13 protein-coding genes are annotated in these 13663 nt (G+C 62.0%); 2 read left to right on the forward strand and 11 right to left on the reverse strand.

Annotation, left to right across the window (positions count from 1 at the left end; translation table 11 throughout):
- The 9 genes from QB898_RS07045 to QB898_RS07085 form a co-directional block, all read right to left on the reverse strand.
- A partial coding sequence (locus QB898_RS07045) for a hypothetical protein (RefSeq protein WP_279524372.1) occupies positions 1–366 on the reverse strand: 366 nt, incomplete at its 3' end.
- Between the two features lie 203 nt (positions 367–569).
- The gene (locus QB898_RS07050) at positions 570–1043 is read right to left on the reverse strand and encodes a hypothetical protein (protein ID WP_279524373.1); all 474 of its coding nucleotides are present in this window, start codon (positions 1041–1043) and stop codon (positions 570–572) included.
- 6 nt (positions 1044–1049) lie between these two features.
- Complete coding sequence (locus tag QB898_RS07055; protein WP_279524374.1) at positions 1050–2039, reverse strand: peptidoglycan recognition protein family protein; 990 nt, start codon at positions 2037–2039, stop codon at positions 1050–1052.
- A gap of 311 nt (positions 2040–2350) precedes the next feature.
- Positions 2351–2947 (reverse strand): imidazoleglycerol-phosphate dehydratase HisB, encoded by a 597-nt coding sequence (gene hisB, locus QB898_RS07060; RefSeq protein ID WP_279524375.1) that lies wholly within the window; start codon positions 2945–2947, stop codon positions 2351–2353.
- A gap of 57 nt (positions 2948–3004) precedes the next feature.
- A complete protein-coding gene (locus tag QB898_RS07065) occupies positions 3005–3379 on the reverse strand; it encodes a TfoX/Sxy family protein (RefSeq protein ID WP_279524376.1) in 375 nt (124 codons plus the stop codon).
- 41 nt (positions 3380–3420) lie between these two features.
- Positions 3421–4626: a pyridoxal phosphate-dependent aminotransferase gene (locus tag QB898_RS07070; RefSeq protein WP_279524377.1), complete on the reverse strand. Its 1206-nt coding sequence runs from the start codon at positions 4624–4626 to the stop codon at positions 3421–3423.
- A 250-nt stretch (positions 4627–4876) separates the two neighbouring features.
- Positions 4877–8170 carry a carbamoyl-phosphate synthase large subunit gene (gene carB, locus QB898_RS07075; protein WP_279524378.1) on the reverse strand — a complete coding sequence of 1098 codons (3294 nt, stop codon included), beginning with the start codon at positions 8168–8170 and terminating at the stop codon, positions 4877–4879.
- 22 nt (positions 8171–8192) lie between these two features.
- The gene (locus QB898_RS07080) at positions 8193–8591 is read right to left on the reverse strand and encodes a type II toxin-antitoxin system VapC family toxin (RefSeq protein ID WP_279524379.1); all 399 of its coding nucleotides are present in this window, start codon (positions 8589–8591) and stop codon (positions 8193–8195) included.
- 8 nt (positions 8592–8599) lie between these two features.
- A complete protein-coding gene (locus tag QB898_RS07085) occupies positions 8600–9034 on the reverse strand; it encodes an AAA family ATPase (protein ID WP_346429802.1) in 435 nt (144 codons plus the stop codon).
- Here QB898_RS07085 and QB898_RS07090 point away from each other — a divergent pair.
- On the forward strand, positions 8972–9346 hold the full coding sequence (locus QB898_RS07090; RefSeq protein ID WP_279524429.1) for a hypothetical protein: 375 nt from the start codon (positions 8972–8974) through the stop codon (positions 9344–9346). The two genes, QB898_RS07085 and QB898_RS07090, sit on opposite strands and share 63 nt — an antisense overlap.
- A 393-nt stretch (positions 9347–9739) precedes the next feature.
- Here the strand turns inward: QB898_RS07090 and QB898_RS07095 are convergent, their stop codons facing one another.
- Positions 9740–10102 carry a hypothetical protein gene (locus QB898_RS07095; protein ID WP_102283981.1) on the reverse strand — a complete coding sequence of 121 codons (363 nt, stop codon included), beginning with the start codon at positions 10100–10102 and terminating at the stop codon, positions 9740–9742.
- A 42-nt stretch (positions 10103–10144) separates the two neighbouring features.
- Entirely contained in the window at positions 10145–11323 is a 1179-nt protein-coding gene (gene carA / locus QB898_RS07100) for a glutamine-hydrolyzing carbamoyl-phosphate synthase small subunit (RefSeq protein WP_050714631.1), read from the reverse strand.
- A 305-nt stretch (positions 11324–11628) separates the two neighbouring features.
- Here carA and mnmC1 point away from each other — a divergent pair, with 305 nt between their 5' ends.
- Complete coding sequence (gene mnmC1, locus QB898_RS07105) at positions 11629–13518, forward strand: FAD-dependent 5-carboxymethylaminomethyl-2-thiouridine(34) oxidoreductase MnmC1 (RefSeq protein ID WP_279524380.1); 1890 nt, start codon at positions 11629–11631, stop codon at positions 13516–13518.
- Positions 13519–13663 lie beyond the last annotated feature (145 nt).

Below are 13663 nucleotides of genomic sequence, written 5' to 3' on the forward strand. Positions count from 1 at the left end.
GCGCGCTTTGCGCCCATCTTCCAGCGTCATGGAGCCAGAAGCGCTGCATGAAATCATGGTTAGCTTATGCGTCCAGTCCCAGCGGCTAATTTGCCGCGCTTTTGAAAAATAGCGCCGCACTGTAGCGGCGTCCGGATGAAATGTATTGCAATCCGGCTCCCCTATTCCCTTTTTGCTCTCACTATAACGTTCCACCTGAATTGTCTTGATGGGCGGCAGTGACGAAGGGCATAGCGTGATCCTATCGTCAGCAAAGTCCTCTTCCAAGACTTTTACACAGGAATCATGAATAGTCATTTGCTGGGCCAAAGATATGTTGCCAGACGCCAGAATGAAAGGCAGGAAAGCTAGCCATTTGAAATTCATGACGATTTATCTCCATCGAGTTGTCAGCGCTTCCGAACCTGTTTTGCGAGAAACCGTTGAATGAGCAAAAACTTCCGATTCTGGTATTGAATATTCACCGTGCGGATTTCTGGCGGGGCATTGGGGCTTATGTGTCTCATCGTCTCCAAAATAAATTGCCTTCATGCACTGCGCATGAAGGCCATGGTTGAAATAGCCGCTTGTTACCAGAATGGCGGAAAACCGCAATCCGCTTTCGAGCAAAAGAGGAAGAATTTCTGGTATGGCTCTCCTTCAATAGTGACGAGTGCCGAGCGGTTGGGGCTAAGGCCCCAGCGCGCTTTGCGTCCATCTTCCAGCGTCATTGAGCCAGAAGCCTCGCATGTAATCCAAATGAGCTTATGCATCCAGTCCTGGTCACTGATTTGCTGCGCTTTCGAGAAATAGCGCCGCACTGTAGCGGCATCTGGCCTGAATGTATTGCAGTCTGGCTCTTGCGCCTTTGCATCACCACTGCTGCCTTCCACGTGAATGGTCTTGATGGGCGGCAGTGACGAGGGGCATAGCGTGATCCTATCGTCAGCAAAGTCCTCTTCCAAGACTTTTACACAGGAATCATGGATAGTCATTTGCTGGGCCAAAGATATGTTGCCAGACGTCAGAATGAAAGGCAGGCAGACTAGCCATTTGAAATTCATGACGTTTTATCTCCATCGGGCTGTCAGCGCTTCCGAACCTGTTTTACGGGAAACCGTTGGATGAGCAAAAACTTCCGATTCTGGTATTGAAAATTCGCTGCGTAGCTGCTGCGTCAGCCATTGAAGGGACTCATTCTGCTGGGCTGTAACTTGCTCAAATACCAAATATTTGTCCTTGGTTTTACTTTCTTTAATTTCGTGCCTCATCTGGCTAGCAGCATCAGCCGACAGATTTTCATATTTCAGCGTCTTCCCGTCTGTGGTGGTGGTAATCAGGAAGTTGAAACTGCCATCCGGATTACGGGTTTCCTGATGACTTTTGGCCTTGTAAGCCATGCCTACCAGTTCAATTCCAATGGAGTCGCTATTGGAGGGGAAGCGCTCCCCCGCCGGTTTCTTGCTTTCCCGCTGGTTTTCTTTTGTAGGGTTGTGTTTTTCATTCAGCTTCGTTTCTTCAGGCGAGCAACTCTTTTCTTGTGCGCAGCGGCTTCTAAGTGGCCCCACATGGTTTGTTTTCCGCTTCAGCGAAGCCGTCTGATAAATGGTTCCGTCCTTGTCAATCAGAAAGTGCGCGCCATTGGCCTCGTCCTGTGCATAACTATTCAGGGTGGAAGAAACCGATGGCGAGTTCGTCTGGTGGACAATTAACCCATTCACCTTTGGCATTTCCATACGCTCAATCTTCGGGCTGATGGTTTCGCGCCCTGCCGCCGTTTTCAGCAGCACCCTTTCATGCTGGACGTGGCCTTTGTCGTCAATGTTGAGCTGGGAGGCGCCGGTTGCCGCGCCTTTGGCGTTTGCCGCTGCGGCTTGCTGCTGGGCCAGGGGCGGGCGGGCATCGCGCGCCATTCGTGTGAGCGTCTGGCTGTTGCCGGGCGTGGAAGTGCTGGAGGCTGGCTGCGGGCTGGCTGCGCCGGTGGGCTGCGGCTGGGGCGCATCGGGCAGGGATTGAAGGCTGCCGCGGGAGGCAGTGCTGGATATTCCGTTCATGGCCATGATTGCTCCTTGATGAAAAACCCTGACATTCGGGCAGGCTGAAGGTTATACGTAATATTTATTCCTTGCAATATGTATGTTTCATTTATTGTTTATTTGTTTGTGAAGTTTGTTAACCGTCATTTTTTGCAAGCCATTCTGGCATTCAGCTTCTTTGCCACCGCTTTTGTGGAATTCGATTTCAAGGAGAAAAGGCGAAGGACTTGAATGGCAAGGCGGAAGCCGGACGGAACGCGCGCTGTCTGGCTCCATGTCGGGTGCCCCGCATCAATGACGCAAGGAGCGCCGGATAGCCGCGCGCAAGGCTGGCCTCACAGGCTGCCCTTGGTGGAAGGCACGCTGCCTGCCGCGCGAGGGTCAGGGGCCACGGCCATGCGCAGGGCGCGGCCAAAAGCCTTGAACACGGTTTCGATCTGGTGGTGGGCGTTGTCGCCGCGCAGGTTGTCGATGTGCAGGGTGATGAAGGCGTGATTGGCCAGGGCCTGGAAAAACTCGCGCACCAGCTGCGTGTCGAACTGGCCCACCATTGCACTGGTGAGCGGCAGGTGGGCGAAAAGACCAGGGCGGCCTGAAAGGTCGATGACCACGCGGCTCAAGGCTTCGTCCAGCGGCACGTAGGCATGGCCGTAGCGGGCAATGCCGCGCTTGTCGCCCACGGCGGCCTTGAGCGCCTGGCCGATGGCGATGCCCACGTCTTCCACGGTGTGGTGGCCGTCAATGTGCAAATCACCCACGCAGTCCACGTCCAGATCAATCAGGCCGTGGCGGGCGATTTGATCAAGCATGTGGTCAAAAAAGCCGATGCCGGTGGCCAGCCTGGCGCGGCCCGTGCCGTCCAGGTTCAGGCGCACGGCAATGCGGGTTTCGGCGGTGTGGCGGGCGATTTCGGCGGTGCGGGCAGTATTCATGATTTCATCGTGATTCAGATTATTGAAAAATGCCGGTCAAAATATTCAGGCGGAAATTTATTTTGACGGCGCTCCATTTTGACGGGCTTGCGTTTTCAGCGGCAGGCGGTTTTCTTTTTTGGATTTTGCCTTGGGCGCAGGCAATTCATCATGCAGGGCGGCTGCCAGCCGGGCCAGAAAGGGCCGGTTTTCAAGCTCCTGCACCAGCAGCATGGCTTTTGCGCCCGGGTAAGGTATTTCACGCGGCGCATTGGGCATGAGCGATTGCGCCGATTTCGCCGGCTTGACGAGAAACCGGTTATCGTAAATGCCGCCGATAACCTTTCCCCGGCAGTAAATAATGTACTCTCCCATCATGGCCCGGTGGCTGATGCCTTCGGCTTCCGATAATTGGTCCAGCACAAAATCAAGATATTGCCTGCTTGATGGCATGTTGACGATCCTGCCGCGCTTTCATTCAGTTTTGCATTCATTCAGGCAGGCTGAATGGCCGCATTCAGGGCGTCAGCCAGCGCGGCCGTGAGGGCGGCGAGCATCCGCGCGTTGTCGCTGGCGCTGCCCACCGTCAGGCGCAGGCAGCCCGCCAGCATGGGGTGCATGGCTGATACATCGCGCACCAGCACGCCGCGTGCCTTCATGCCCTCGAACACGCAGCGGGCGAAGGCGGCGGCCTCGCTGGCGGGCGCGCCCTCAGGGGCCACGCGCAGCAGCACCATGTTGCCCTCACTGGGGTAAGGGCGCGTGCCGGGCAGGCGGTGCAGACTGGCTTGCAGGCGCTCGCGCTCCTGGCGAATCAGCCGGGCCTGCTCGTCAAACACGCTGGCGTGCTCCAGCGCGAAGAGCGCGCACTCAATATTCAGGCTGCCCAGGTTGTAGGGCGGGCGGGCTTTGTCAATCTGGCTGATCAGGCGCTCATCGCCCATCAGATAGCCCACGCGAACGCCGGCCAGGCCGAATTTGCTCAAGGTGCGCATCACCAGCACATGGGCGTGCTCGGCGGGGCGCTGGCGCGCGGCGTCCAGCCAGGTGCGCGCAGCAAAGGGCTGGTACGCCTCGTCAATGACTGCAATGCCGCCTGCGCGGCCCTGTGCCTCGATCAGGCGGGCCATCGCTGCCTCGTCCCACAGCGTGCCTGTGGGGTTGTTGGGGTGTGACAGCCACAGCAGCGCGGGGCGCAGCGATTCAATGGCGGCGAGCATGGCCGCTTCATCCAGCTGAAAGTCGGGCCGCAGCGGCACGGCGTGAAAGTCCATGTGATGCAGGTGCGCCGCCAGCGGGTACATCACGAAGCTGGGCATGGGCGCCAGCATGGCGGCGGGCTGCTCGCCGTCCTGCCGCGAGCAGCACAGCGCCAGCAGGGTGATCAGCTCATCCGAGCCATTGCCCAGCATCAGCGCCCAGCCCTCGGGCAGGCGTGCGTGGCGGGCCAGGGCCGCTTTCAGGTCATTGAAGCGCGTGCCCGGATAACGGTTGATGGCCACGCGCCCCAGCCGTTCGCCCAGCGCCTGCTGCAATTCAGGCGGCAGGCCGTAGGGGTTTTCCATGGCGTCCAGCTTCAGCAGCCCTTCGGAAGACTGAACCAGGTAGGCGTGCATGGCCTGCACGTCAGCGCGGATGCGCTCCAGCGCGGGCAAAGGGGCGGAAAGGGCGGCAGAAGAAGAAGGCGTGGGCGAGGTCATGGCAAGGCGCGCGAGACGGCAGTCAAAGAAACGAATGTTACAGAGGCAGCAGGCGCCAGCCGCCCAAAGGCGGGTTCAGCAGCGCTTGCGCCATCCGCCAAAACGAACCAAAAACAGGAGCAAATTTAATGGGGTTAAAAAGCCGTTCTGCGCAGGATTCACTAGGACCTCATGCTATTTATTACAGAGCAAAAAAAGGGCTGCGGCCTTGCGGCCAGCAGCCCTTGTGTGCGGGAGGAGATGGCGCGGCTCAGGCCAGTTGCGCGTGCATTTCCTGCACGGAGATGACGCCGAGCTTGTCCATGAATTTCATGCCTTCGACCACAGCTTCGGCGCCGGCGATGGTGGTGAAGGTGGTCAGGCGCGCCTGCAAGGCGCTGGTGCGGATGGCGCGGCTGTCGGCAATGGCGTTGCGGCGCTCTTCCACGGTGTTGATGACCATGACGATTTCGCCGTTTTTGATGGCATCGACGACGTGCGGGCGGCCTTCGGTCACCTTGTTCACGGTTTCGCAGGGCAGGCCAGCGGCTTCAATGGCGGCGGCGGTGCCGCGTGTGGCGATGAGGGCAAAGCCCATTTCGTGCAGGGCGCGGGCGATTTGCACGGCTTGCGGTTTGTCGTGGTTTTTGACGGTGAGGAAGACTTTGCCGGGGGCGCTTGCTTGTTGCGCGCCTTGTTCGCCGTGCGCGCGCGGCAGGCGTTCGCCCGCGCCGATTTGGGCCTTGACGTAGGCTTCGCCGAAGGTTTTGCCCACGCCCATGACTTCGCCGGTGGATTTCATTTCGGGGCCGAGGATGGGATCGACGCCGGGGAATTTGGCGAAGGGGAAGACGGCTTCCTTGACGCTGAAGTAGGGCGGCGTGATTTCGCGCGTCAGGCCCTGCTGCGCCAGGCTTTGTCCGGCCATGCAGCGGGCGGCCACTTTGGCCAGGGAGACGCCGGTGGCTTTGCTGACAAAGGGCACGGTGCGGCTGGCGCGGGGGTTGACTTCGAGCACGTAGATGACGTCGCGCAGGCTGCCGTCTTCGGTTTTTTGCTGCTGGATGGCAAATTGCACGTTCATCAGGCCGACCACATGCAGGGCCTGGGCCATGGCGCGGGTCTGGCGCTTGAGTTCTTCCACGGTGGCGGCGCTCAGGTAGTAGGGCGGCAGCGAGCAGGCGGAGTCGCCGGAGTGCACGCCGGCCTGTTCGATGTGTTCCATGACGCCGCCGATGAGCACCTGGCCGGCGGCGTCGCGCACGGCGTCCACGTCGCATTCGATGGCGTCGGAGAGGAAGCGGTCGAGCAGCACGGGCGAGTCGTTGCTGACTTTGACGGCTTCGCGCATGTAGCGCTCCAGGTCGCGCTGTTCATAGACGATTTCCATGGCGCGGCCGCCCAGCACGTAGCTGGGGCGCACGACGAGCGGGTAGCCCAGGGCGTCGGCTTTTTCCAGCGCTTCGCTTTCGGTGCGGGCGGTGGCGTTGGAGGGCTGGCGCAGGTCGAGCTGTTGGAGCAGTTGCTGGAAGCGCTCGCGGTCTTCGGCGGCGTCGATCATGTCGGGCGTGGTGCCGATGATGGGCACGCCCGCTTTTTCCAGGCCCAGCGCCAGTTTGAGCGGGGTTTGTCCGCCGTATTGCACGATGACGCCGGCGGGTTTTTCCTTGTTCACGATTTCCAGCACGTCTTCAAGCGTGAGCGGCTCGAAGTAGAGGCGGTCGGAGGTGTCGTAGTCGGTGGAGACGGTTTCGGGGTTGCAATTGACCATGATGGTCTCGTAGCCGTCTTCGCGCATGGCCAGTGCGGCATGCACGCAGCAGTAGTCGAATTCAATGCCCTGGCCGATGCGGTTGGGGCCGCCGCCGAGAACCATGATTTTTTTGCGGCTGGTGGGTTCGGCCTCGCATTCTTCTTCGTAGGTGGAATACAGGTAGGCCGTGTGGGTGGCGAATTCGGCGGCGCAGGTGTCCACGCGCTTGTAAACAGGGCGCACGCCCAGCGCGTGGCGGCGCGCGCGCACGGCGTGCTCATCCGAGTGCAGGAGCTTGGCCAGGCGCCGGTCGGAAAAGCCTTTTTGCTTGAGGGCGCGCATGGCGGCGGCGTCCAGCGAGGCGAGGGCGGCCTGGCCTTTTTCGGCCACGAGGCGGTCGATGTCCAGCTCGATGCGCACGATTTGCTCGATTTGCACGAGGAACCATTTGTCGATTTTGGTGAGCTGGTGCACTTCGTCCAGCGTCCAGCCGGCGGCGAAGGCGTCGCCCACGAACCAGATGCGCTCCGGGCCGGGTTCGCCCAGCTCTTTTTCCAGCGTTTCGCGGTCTTTGGTTTTTTCGTTCATGCCGTCCACGCCCACTTCCAGGCCGCGCAGGGCTTTCTGGAAAGACTCCTGGAAGGTGCGGCCAATGGCCATGACTTCGCCCACGCTTTTCATTTGCGTGGTCAGGTGGCGGTCGGCCTGCGGGAATTTCTCGAAGGCAAAGCGCGGGATTTTGGTGACGACGTAGTCAATCGCCGGCTCGAAGCTGGCGGGCGTGGCGCCGCCGGTGATTTCGTTTTTCAGCTCGTCGAGCGTGTAGCCCACGGCCAGCTTGGCGGCGACTTTGGCGATGGGAAAGCCCGTGGCTTTGGAGGCCAGCGCTGAAGAGCGCGAGACGCGCGGGTTCATCTCGATGACGATCATGCGGCCGTCTTTGGGATTGAGGGCGAACTGCACGTTGGAGCCGCCCGTGTCCACGCCGATTTCGCGCAGCACGGCAATGCTGGCGTCGCGCATGCGCTGGTACTCCTTGTCGGTGAGCGTTTGCGCGGGGGCGACGGTGATGCTGTCGCCGGTGTGCACGCCCATCGGATCGAGGTTTTCGATGGAGCAGATGATGATGCAGTTGTCCGCCTTGTCGCGCACCACTTCCATCTCGAACTCTTTCCAGCCCAGCAGCGACTCTTCAATGAGCAGCTCGCTGGTGGGCGAGGCTTCCAGCCCGCGTTTGGCGATGGTTTCAAACTCTTCGGGGTTGTAGGCCACGCCGCCGCCCGTGCCGCCCAGCGTGAAGCTGGGGCGGATGATGGTGGGAAAGCCCACGCTTTTTTGCACTTCCCACGCTTCGGCCATGCTGTGGGCGATGCCGCTGCGCGCCGATTCAAGGCCGATGCGCGTCATGGCGTCCTTGAACTTCAGGCGGTCTTCGGCCTTGTCGATGGCCTCGGGCGTGGCGCCGATCAGCTCGCACTTGTATTTGTGCAGCACGCCGTTGCGCCACAAATCCAGCGCGCAGTTGAGCGCCGTTTGCCCGCCCATCGTGGGCAGGATGGCGTCGGGACGCTCCTTGTCGATGATTTTTTCCACCGTCTGCCAGGTAATCGGCTCGATGTAGGTCACATCGGCCGTGGCCGGGTCGGTCATGATGGTGGCGGGATTGCTGTTGATGAGGATGACGCGGTAGCCCTCCTCGCGCAGCGCCTTGCACGCCTGCACGCCGGAGTAGTCGAACTCGCACGCCTGCCCGATGACGATGGGGCCTGCGCCGATGATGAGGATGCTTTTGAGGTCGGTTCTTTTGGGCATTTTCTTTGGGGAACGTGGTTTTTCAGGTTTCTGACATCAGTTTCCGGATTCTCGGAATATCGCCGTCCTGGCTCGTGAATTCGAGGCGGTTGTTTTCGGCGCAAACGCAGTGGAAAAGATCGAATTGCCGCTTGTCCAGCGACACATTCTGTTTTCTGGCCAGCCGGAATATTTCGGCTGCGCGCGTGGCATCACGCTCGCGAATGTCGAATTCCTCGAAATCGTTGAGAATGGCGGTCAGCGTTTTGGCATCAATGTTTTTGATGCCGCGCAAGACTTCATAGCGAATCAGCGGGGTAATGGCGAGCCTGATTTCCGGGTCATTCAGCAATTGCGCCATGTGCTGCCGGGCCTGAACGTGGCAGGGGTTTTCGCAGTCATGGTCAAACGCGCCAATCAGCAAATTGGCGTCCAGCAGCACCATGCGCTTCATGAATCCACTCCGGAATGTGGTTGCTGCATCAGCTTGAGCAATTGGCGCTTGGCATGATGCTGGTCGCTGTTTTCCATGCGGTGGCGTTTGAGCACGTTCAGATTCACGTTCAGCGCATCGTCCAGCACGTCGGCAAAAGCGCGGCGGTCGGGCGAATCAATCATGCTGCTGCGCACCACGCCGTCTGCGTCGCGCCGCAGCAAATAGGCTTCGCCTTCTTCCAGTTGCGACAGCACGATGGGCGAATGGGTGGCAACGTAAAAAATGGTGTTGGGCAACAGCCGCTTGAGCGTGGGAATGATGCGCGCCTGCCAGCTGGCGTGCAAATGGCTTTCGATTTCGTCAATCAGCACGATGCCGGAAACTTCATGCAAATTCGGCGTGTTGATGAAATGGGCATAACCGGCGACGATGGCCTGAATCAGTTTCACGAGCGAAGCAAAGCCGGAACTCAATTCATCCAGTGCCCGAAATTGATTTCCGATTTTCAGATAAACCCGCTCGCTGGCGTCAATCTGCATGGTTTCGGCATCGATGCTGTCATCAAATGCATGCAGCATGCGCAAAACGGCATGGATTTCATGCTTGAAATTGTCTTGCGCTTTCTGGTAGGGATTGACGGTTTGCGCGCGGCGCACGAGCCATTGCTGCACATTGCCATCCATGTGGAGCGTAAGCAAATTTTCTTGACGGAGAAAATTTGCGATTTTCTCGAAATAAGCCAGCTGCCGTTTTTCAAATGAACCAAGCGCAGCTGGATTTTCATGGTCGACTGCATTCATTGAAGCGCGCGCCTGTGCTCCGATGAACAGGACGGGCATTGAATGCAAAGGCTGCGCCTCAAGCCAGTCGCCTCCGGCTTTCAATGCAGCAGGCAATGGCGGAATGTTTTTCGGCGAGAAAGCCATGTTTTCCGCCAGAAAACACCGGGCGGGAATGACAAAATGAGATTCGGATGCGCAAGCCTGCTTATTCGTCATCACCAGCGCCTGATAAATGGCTTCCAGACACTTGGTTTTGCCCACGCCATTGGCGCCGAACAGCGTGCGCACGCGGCTGCCGGGTTGGAATTTCAATTCCACCCGGCCCGTGCCGCGCAGGCCGTCCAGCGTCAATTCGTCAAACATGCGCCTGGTTCACTCATGCAAATCGCGCGTGAGCTTTTCCAGCAGTGCCTTGGCGCGTTCGGCGGGCATGTTTTTCTGCATCAGTTGCAGCAGGCCGTCGCCTTCCACCAGCGGGCGCAGCACCTGGGCTTCGGCTTCGTAGAACTTCACCGTCCAGGCGGCCAGCTCGGCGTTGAATTCCTCGTCCGTCCAGCTCTTGCCTTTGGCCAGCAAGGTGATCAGGGGCATGGCCTTGTGCTCGATGAAGGACTTTTTGTAGGGCTTTTGCGCCCAGCGTTCGGAAAACCATTCCTTGTGGGGCGAAGGCAGCGTGAGCATGCGCTTGGCAATGGCTTTTTCAAGCGGGGCCTGGGGGAAGGGGTAGAGCTTCATGTTGTTGTGACTCCCTTGGGATGGTGGATGAAAACCGGGCGTTCAGGCCGCCGCCTGGCGCGCCTGCCGCATGCTGGCCGTGAAACGGTCAAACAAATAGGCGCAGTCGTGCGGGCCGGGCGAGGCTTCGGGGTGGCCCTGAAAGCAGAAAGCGGGCCGGTCGGTGCGCTCCAGCCCCTGCAAAGTGCCGTCAAACAGGCTGATGTGGGTGGCGCGCAAATTGGCGGGCAGCGTGGCGGCATCCACTGCGAAGCCGTGGTTTTGGCTGGTGATGATCACGCGGCCCGTTTGCAGGTCTTTCACGGGGTGGTTTGCGCCGTGATGGCCGAATTTCATCTTGAAGGTGCGCGCGCCAAAAGCCAGCGCCATGAGCTGGTGCCCCAGGCAAATGCCAAAGGCGGGCACGCCCGCTTCAACGATTTCGCGCGTGGCGGCAATGGCGTAGTCGCACGGCTGCGGGTCGCCCGGGCCGTTGGAGAGGAAAACGCCATCCGGCTTCATGGCCAGCACTTCGGCGGCGGGCGTTTGCGCGGGCACCACCGTCACCTTGCAGCCGCGCGCGGCCAGCATGCGCAAGATGTTGTATTTCACGCCGAAGTCATAGGCCACCACGCTGAACTGCGGCTCTTGCTGCGTGCCGTAGCCGCTGCCGGGCTGCCATTCGGTTTGCGTCCAGCCGTAGGGCTTGGCGGCGCTGACTTTTTGGGCCAAATCCAGCCCGGCCATGCTGGGGGCGCTGCGGGCGGCAGCCAGCGCCTTTTGCGCATGTTCGGCGCTCAGGCTTTCGCCGGGGGCCAGCGCCAGCACGGCGCCGTTTTGCGCGCCCTGGGTGCGCAGCAGGCGGGTGAGCTTGCGCGTGTCAAGGCCTGCAATGGCAACCGTGCCCTGGCGCGCCAGGTATTGCGGCAGCGTTTCGCTGCTGCGGAAATTGCTGGCCAGCAGCGGCAAGTCTTTGATCACCAGACCGGCGGCCTGCACGCGGGCGCCTTCCACGTCTTCGGCGTTCACGCCGTAATTGCCAATGTGCGGATACGTCAGGGTGACGATCTGCTGGCAATAGCTGGGGTCGGTGAGGATTTCCTGATAACCGGTCATGGCGGTGTTGAACACCACTTCGCCCACGGTCATGCCGGCTGCGCCAATGGCCTGGCCGGTGAACACCGTGCCGTCGGCAAGCGCAAGAAGGGCTGGGGGGAATTTCGCCTGAAGGGAGGCTAGCACTGGGTTTTCTCCGTTGAATGGGCACAGCAGACGCCCAGGCCAGATTCAAAAAAAGCCCTTGACGGGCTTTCGGATGATGCGGCGGGGATCGACAACGGGAAAATTGCGCTGGGCGGCCAAGTGTGCTGAAACAGCTGCCGATTATATGCGTGGGGTATATGCGTGAAGGCCTTGCGCTTCATCAAGCGCCGGCCTGCGGGCTGCTACCAGAATCGCCCGCAAGCCTTGGCGCAGCCAGCGCGGGCAGCTCTCTTTTTTGAAGTGACCGCGTTCATTTCCGCCTTCTCTGCCTTCTCCGCCGCTCCATGTCCGAATCCGCTTCCGAAGTTTCCTTGTCCGCCCTGCCGGCCCACGCGGCCCGCTTCTTTGGGCAGGCGCCGCACTGGCATTTGCTGGCGGCCCTGCCCGCAGGCGATGCCGCTGGCGGCGCGCGCGCCCTGGCCCGCCTGCTGGCCTTGCTGCCCGCCGCGCGCCGCCTGCCGGAATGTCCTTCGCGCCTGACGCTGACCGCCGTGCTGCCCGCCGCTCCGGCGCTGGCGCAGGTGCGGGAGGCAGGCGGCGCGGCCATCGCCCCGCTGCTGCACCGCCTGGCGCCGCAATGGCATGGCCTGCTGCCGGGCCTGCATGCGCTGGACTTGGGCGGCGGCGACCGCCTGCTGCTGGCGCTGGGCGCGGCGGCGGATGCGCTGGCCGAGCTGCACGGCGCGGCGCATGGCCTGGCGCTGCTGGGCCACGGCTGGCCCGCCCTGCTGCCCAAGCTGCCGCCGCTGTGCCAGCCGCAAGCGGGCCTCTGGCTGGAAAACGCCGCTCAACCGGGGCTGCAACAAGCCCTGCGCGCCTGCGGCATGCAAGAGGCCGCTGATGGCTTTTGCCACTACGCCCCGCAATGGCGGCCGCGCCCGCGCGTGGCGGACCGCATGGCCGCTCCCATGCCGCATGCTGCTGCGCCCGCGCGCTGCTTCATCGTGGGCGCGGGGCTGGCCGCCGCCAGCCTGGCGGGCAGCCTGGCCGTGCGGGGCTGGCAAGTGGCCGTTCTGGGCGCGGGCGCGCAGCCTGCCGATGGCGCAAGCGGCCTGCCAGCGGGCGTGGCCGCAGCGCATGTGTCGCCGGATGACTGTCTCCTCTCGCGCCTCACGCGCGCGGGCGTGCGCGCCACCCTGGCCCGCGCCGCCTGCCTGCTGCCCGATGGCGAAGGCGCGAGCTGGGCCGTCAGCGGCGTGCTGGAGCGCCACGCCGCGCAAGACCGCCGCCTGCCCGAAAGCTGGGCCGCTTTCCTTGGCCCAGACGATCCGGCCAACCCCGGCGCGGCTCCCGCCAGCGCCGCGCAGCTGGCGCAGGCGGGCCTGGCCGGCGCGCCTGCCGGAGCGCCCGCCCAAGACCTTTCTGAAGCCCTCTGGCACGCCCATGCGGGCTGGATTCGCCCGCCCGCGCTCATCGCCGCGCAGCTGGCCGCGCCGGGCATTGAATGGTGCGGCGGCCAGCGCGTGGCCCGCATCCGCCGCGCGCCGCATGGCTGGCAGGCGTTGAACGAGCAGGGCGAACTGCTGGCCGAGGCTGATCTGGCCGTCATCGCCGCAGGCTTTGACACCCGCGCCCTGCTGGCCGCCTCTTTTCCGCAAGCCGCCGCCGTGCCCCTGACGGCCCTGCGCGGGCAGGCGGCCTGGGGGCATGCCGCAGACCTGGCGGCGGGCGCGGCCGAAGGCGCGCTGCCGCCTTTTCCCGTCAATGGCCACGGCAACTTCATTCCCGATGCCGCAGGCATCTGGGTCACGGGCAGCACCTTCGAGCGCGGCAGCGCCAGCGCCACCCCGACCGACGAGGGCCACGCCGCCAACTGGCAGCGCCTTGCCAAGCTGCTGCCTGCCGCCGCCGCCCGCTTGCAGGCGCAGTGGCCCCAAGCCAGGCGCTTTGCCGCCGTGCGCTGCGCCGCGCCCGACCGCCTGCCTTTCATCGGCCCGCTGGCTCCCGCCTTCTGGCAGACGGCCGAAGCGTTTGAAGCGACCGCCCCCGCCTTTGAAGCGCCCTGGGTCTATGCGGGCCTGGGCGCGCGCGGCATTGCCCTCTCGGTTCTCGGCGCCGAGGTGGCCGCCTGCTGGCTGCATGGCGAGCCGCTGCCCATTGAAAAAAGCCTGGCGCGCCATTTGCTGGCAGAGCGGCTCAAGGCTTCAAGGCAGCAGACGGATTGCGCGGCCTGATGAATGGAGCCGCGCTTTCGGGCTGACTCTGGCGGCATCAAAAACAGGAGCGAATTCAGAGTGCAGAAAAGTGGGGTATGCGCAGTTTGCACTAGGACCTAATGCTACGAATAAAAGAGCGAAAAAAGTGCATCTGCGCCAGCCG

It is taken from the genome of Ottowia cancrivicina (genome assembly GCF_029813755.1).
GTDB lineage: Bacteria > Pseudomonadota > Gammaproteobacteria > Burkholderiales > Burkholderiaceae_C > Ottowia > Ottowia massiliensis.

Bases quoted from the DNA above. Each gene is read 5' to 3' on its own strand.
- QB898_RS07050 (WP_279524373.1), bottom strand. From the start codon at position 1,043: ATGAATTTCAAATGGCTAGTCTGCCTGCCTTTCATTCTGACGTCTGGC.
- QB898_RS07055 (WP_279524374.1), bottom strand. From the start codon at position 2,039: ATGGCCATGAACGGAATATCCAGCACTGCCTCCCGCGGCAGCCTTCAA.
- hisB (WP_279524375.1), bottom strand. From the start codon at position 2,947: ATGAATACTGCCCGCACCGCCGAAATCGCCCGCCACACCGCCGAAACC.
- QB898_RS07065 (WP_279524376.1), bottom strand. From the start codon at position 3,379: ATGCCATCAAGCAGGCAATATCTTGATTTTGTGCTGGACCAATTATCG.
- QB898_RS07070 (WP_279524377.1), bottom strand. From the start codon at position 4,626: ATGACCTCGCCCACGCCTTCTTCTTCTGCCGCCCTTTCCGCCCCTTTG.
- carB (WP_279524378.1), bottom strand. From the start codon at position 8,170: ATGCCCAAAAGAACCGACCTCAAAAGCATCCTCATCATCGGCGCAGGC.
- QB898_RS07090 (WP_279524429.1), top strand. From the start codon at position 8,972: ATGCAAATTCGGCGTGTTGATGAAATGGGCATAACCGGCGACGATGGC.
- QB898_RS07095 (WP_102283981.1), bottom strand. From the start codon at position 10,102: ATGAAGCTCTACCCCTTCCCCCAGGCCCCGCTTGAAAAAGCCATTGCC.
- mnmC1 (WP_279524380.1), top strand. From the start codon at position 11,629: ATGTCCGAATCCGCTTCCGAAGTTTCCTTGTCCGCCCTGCCGGCCCAC.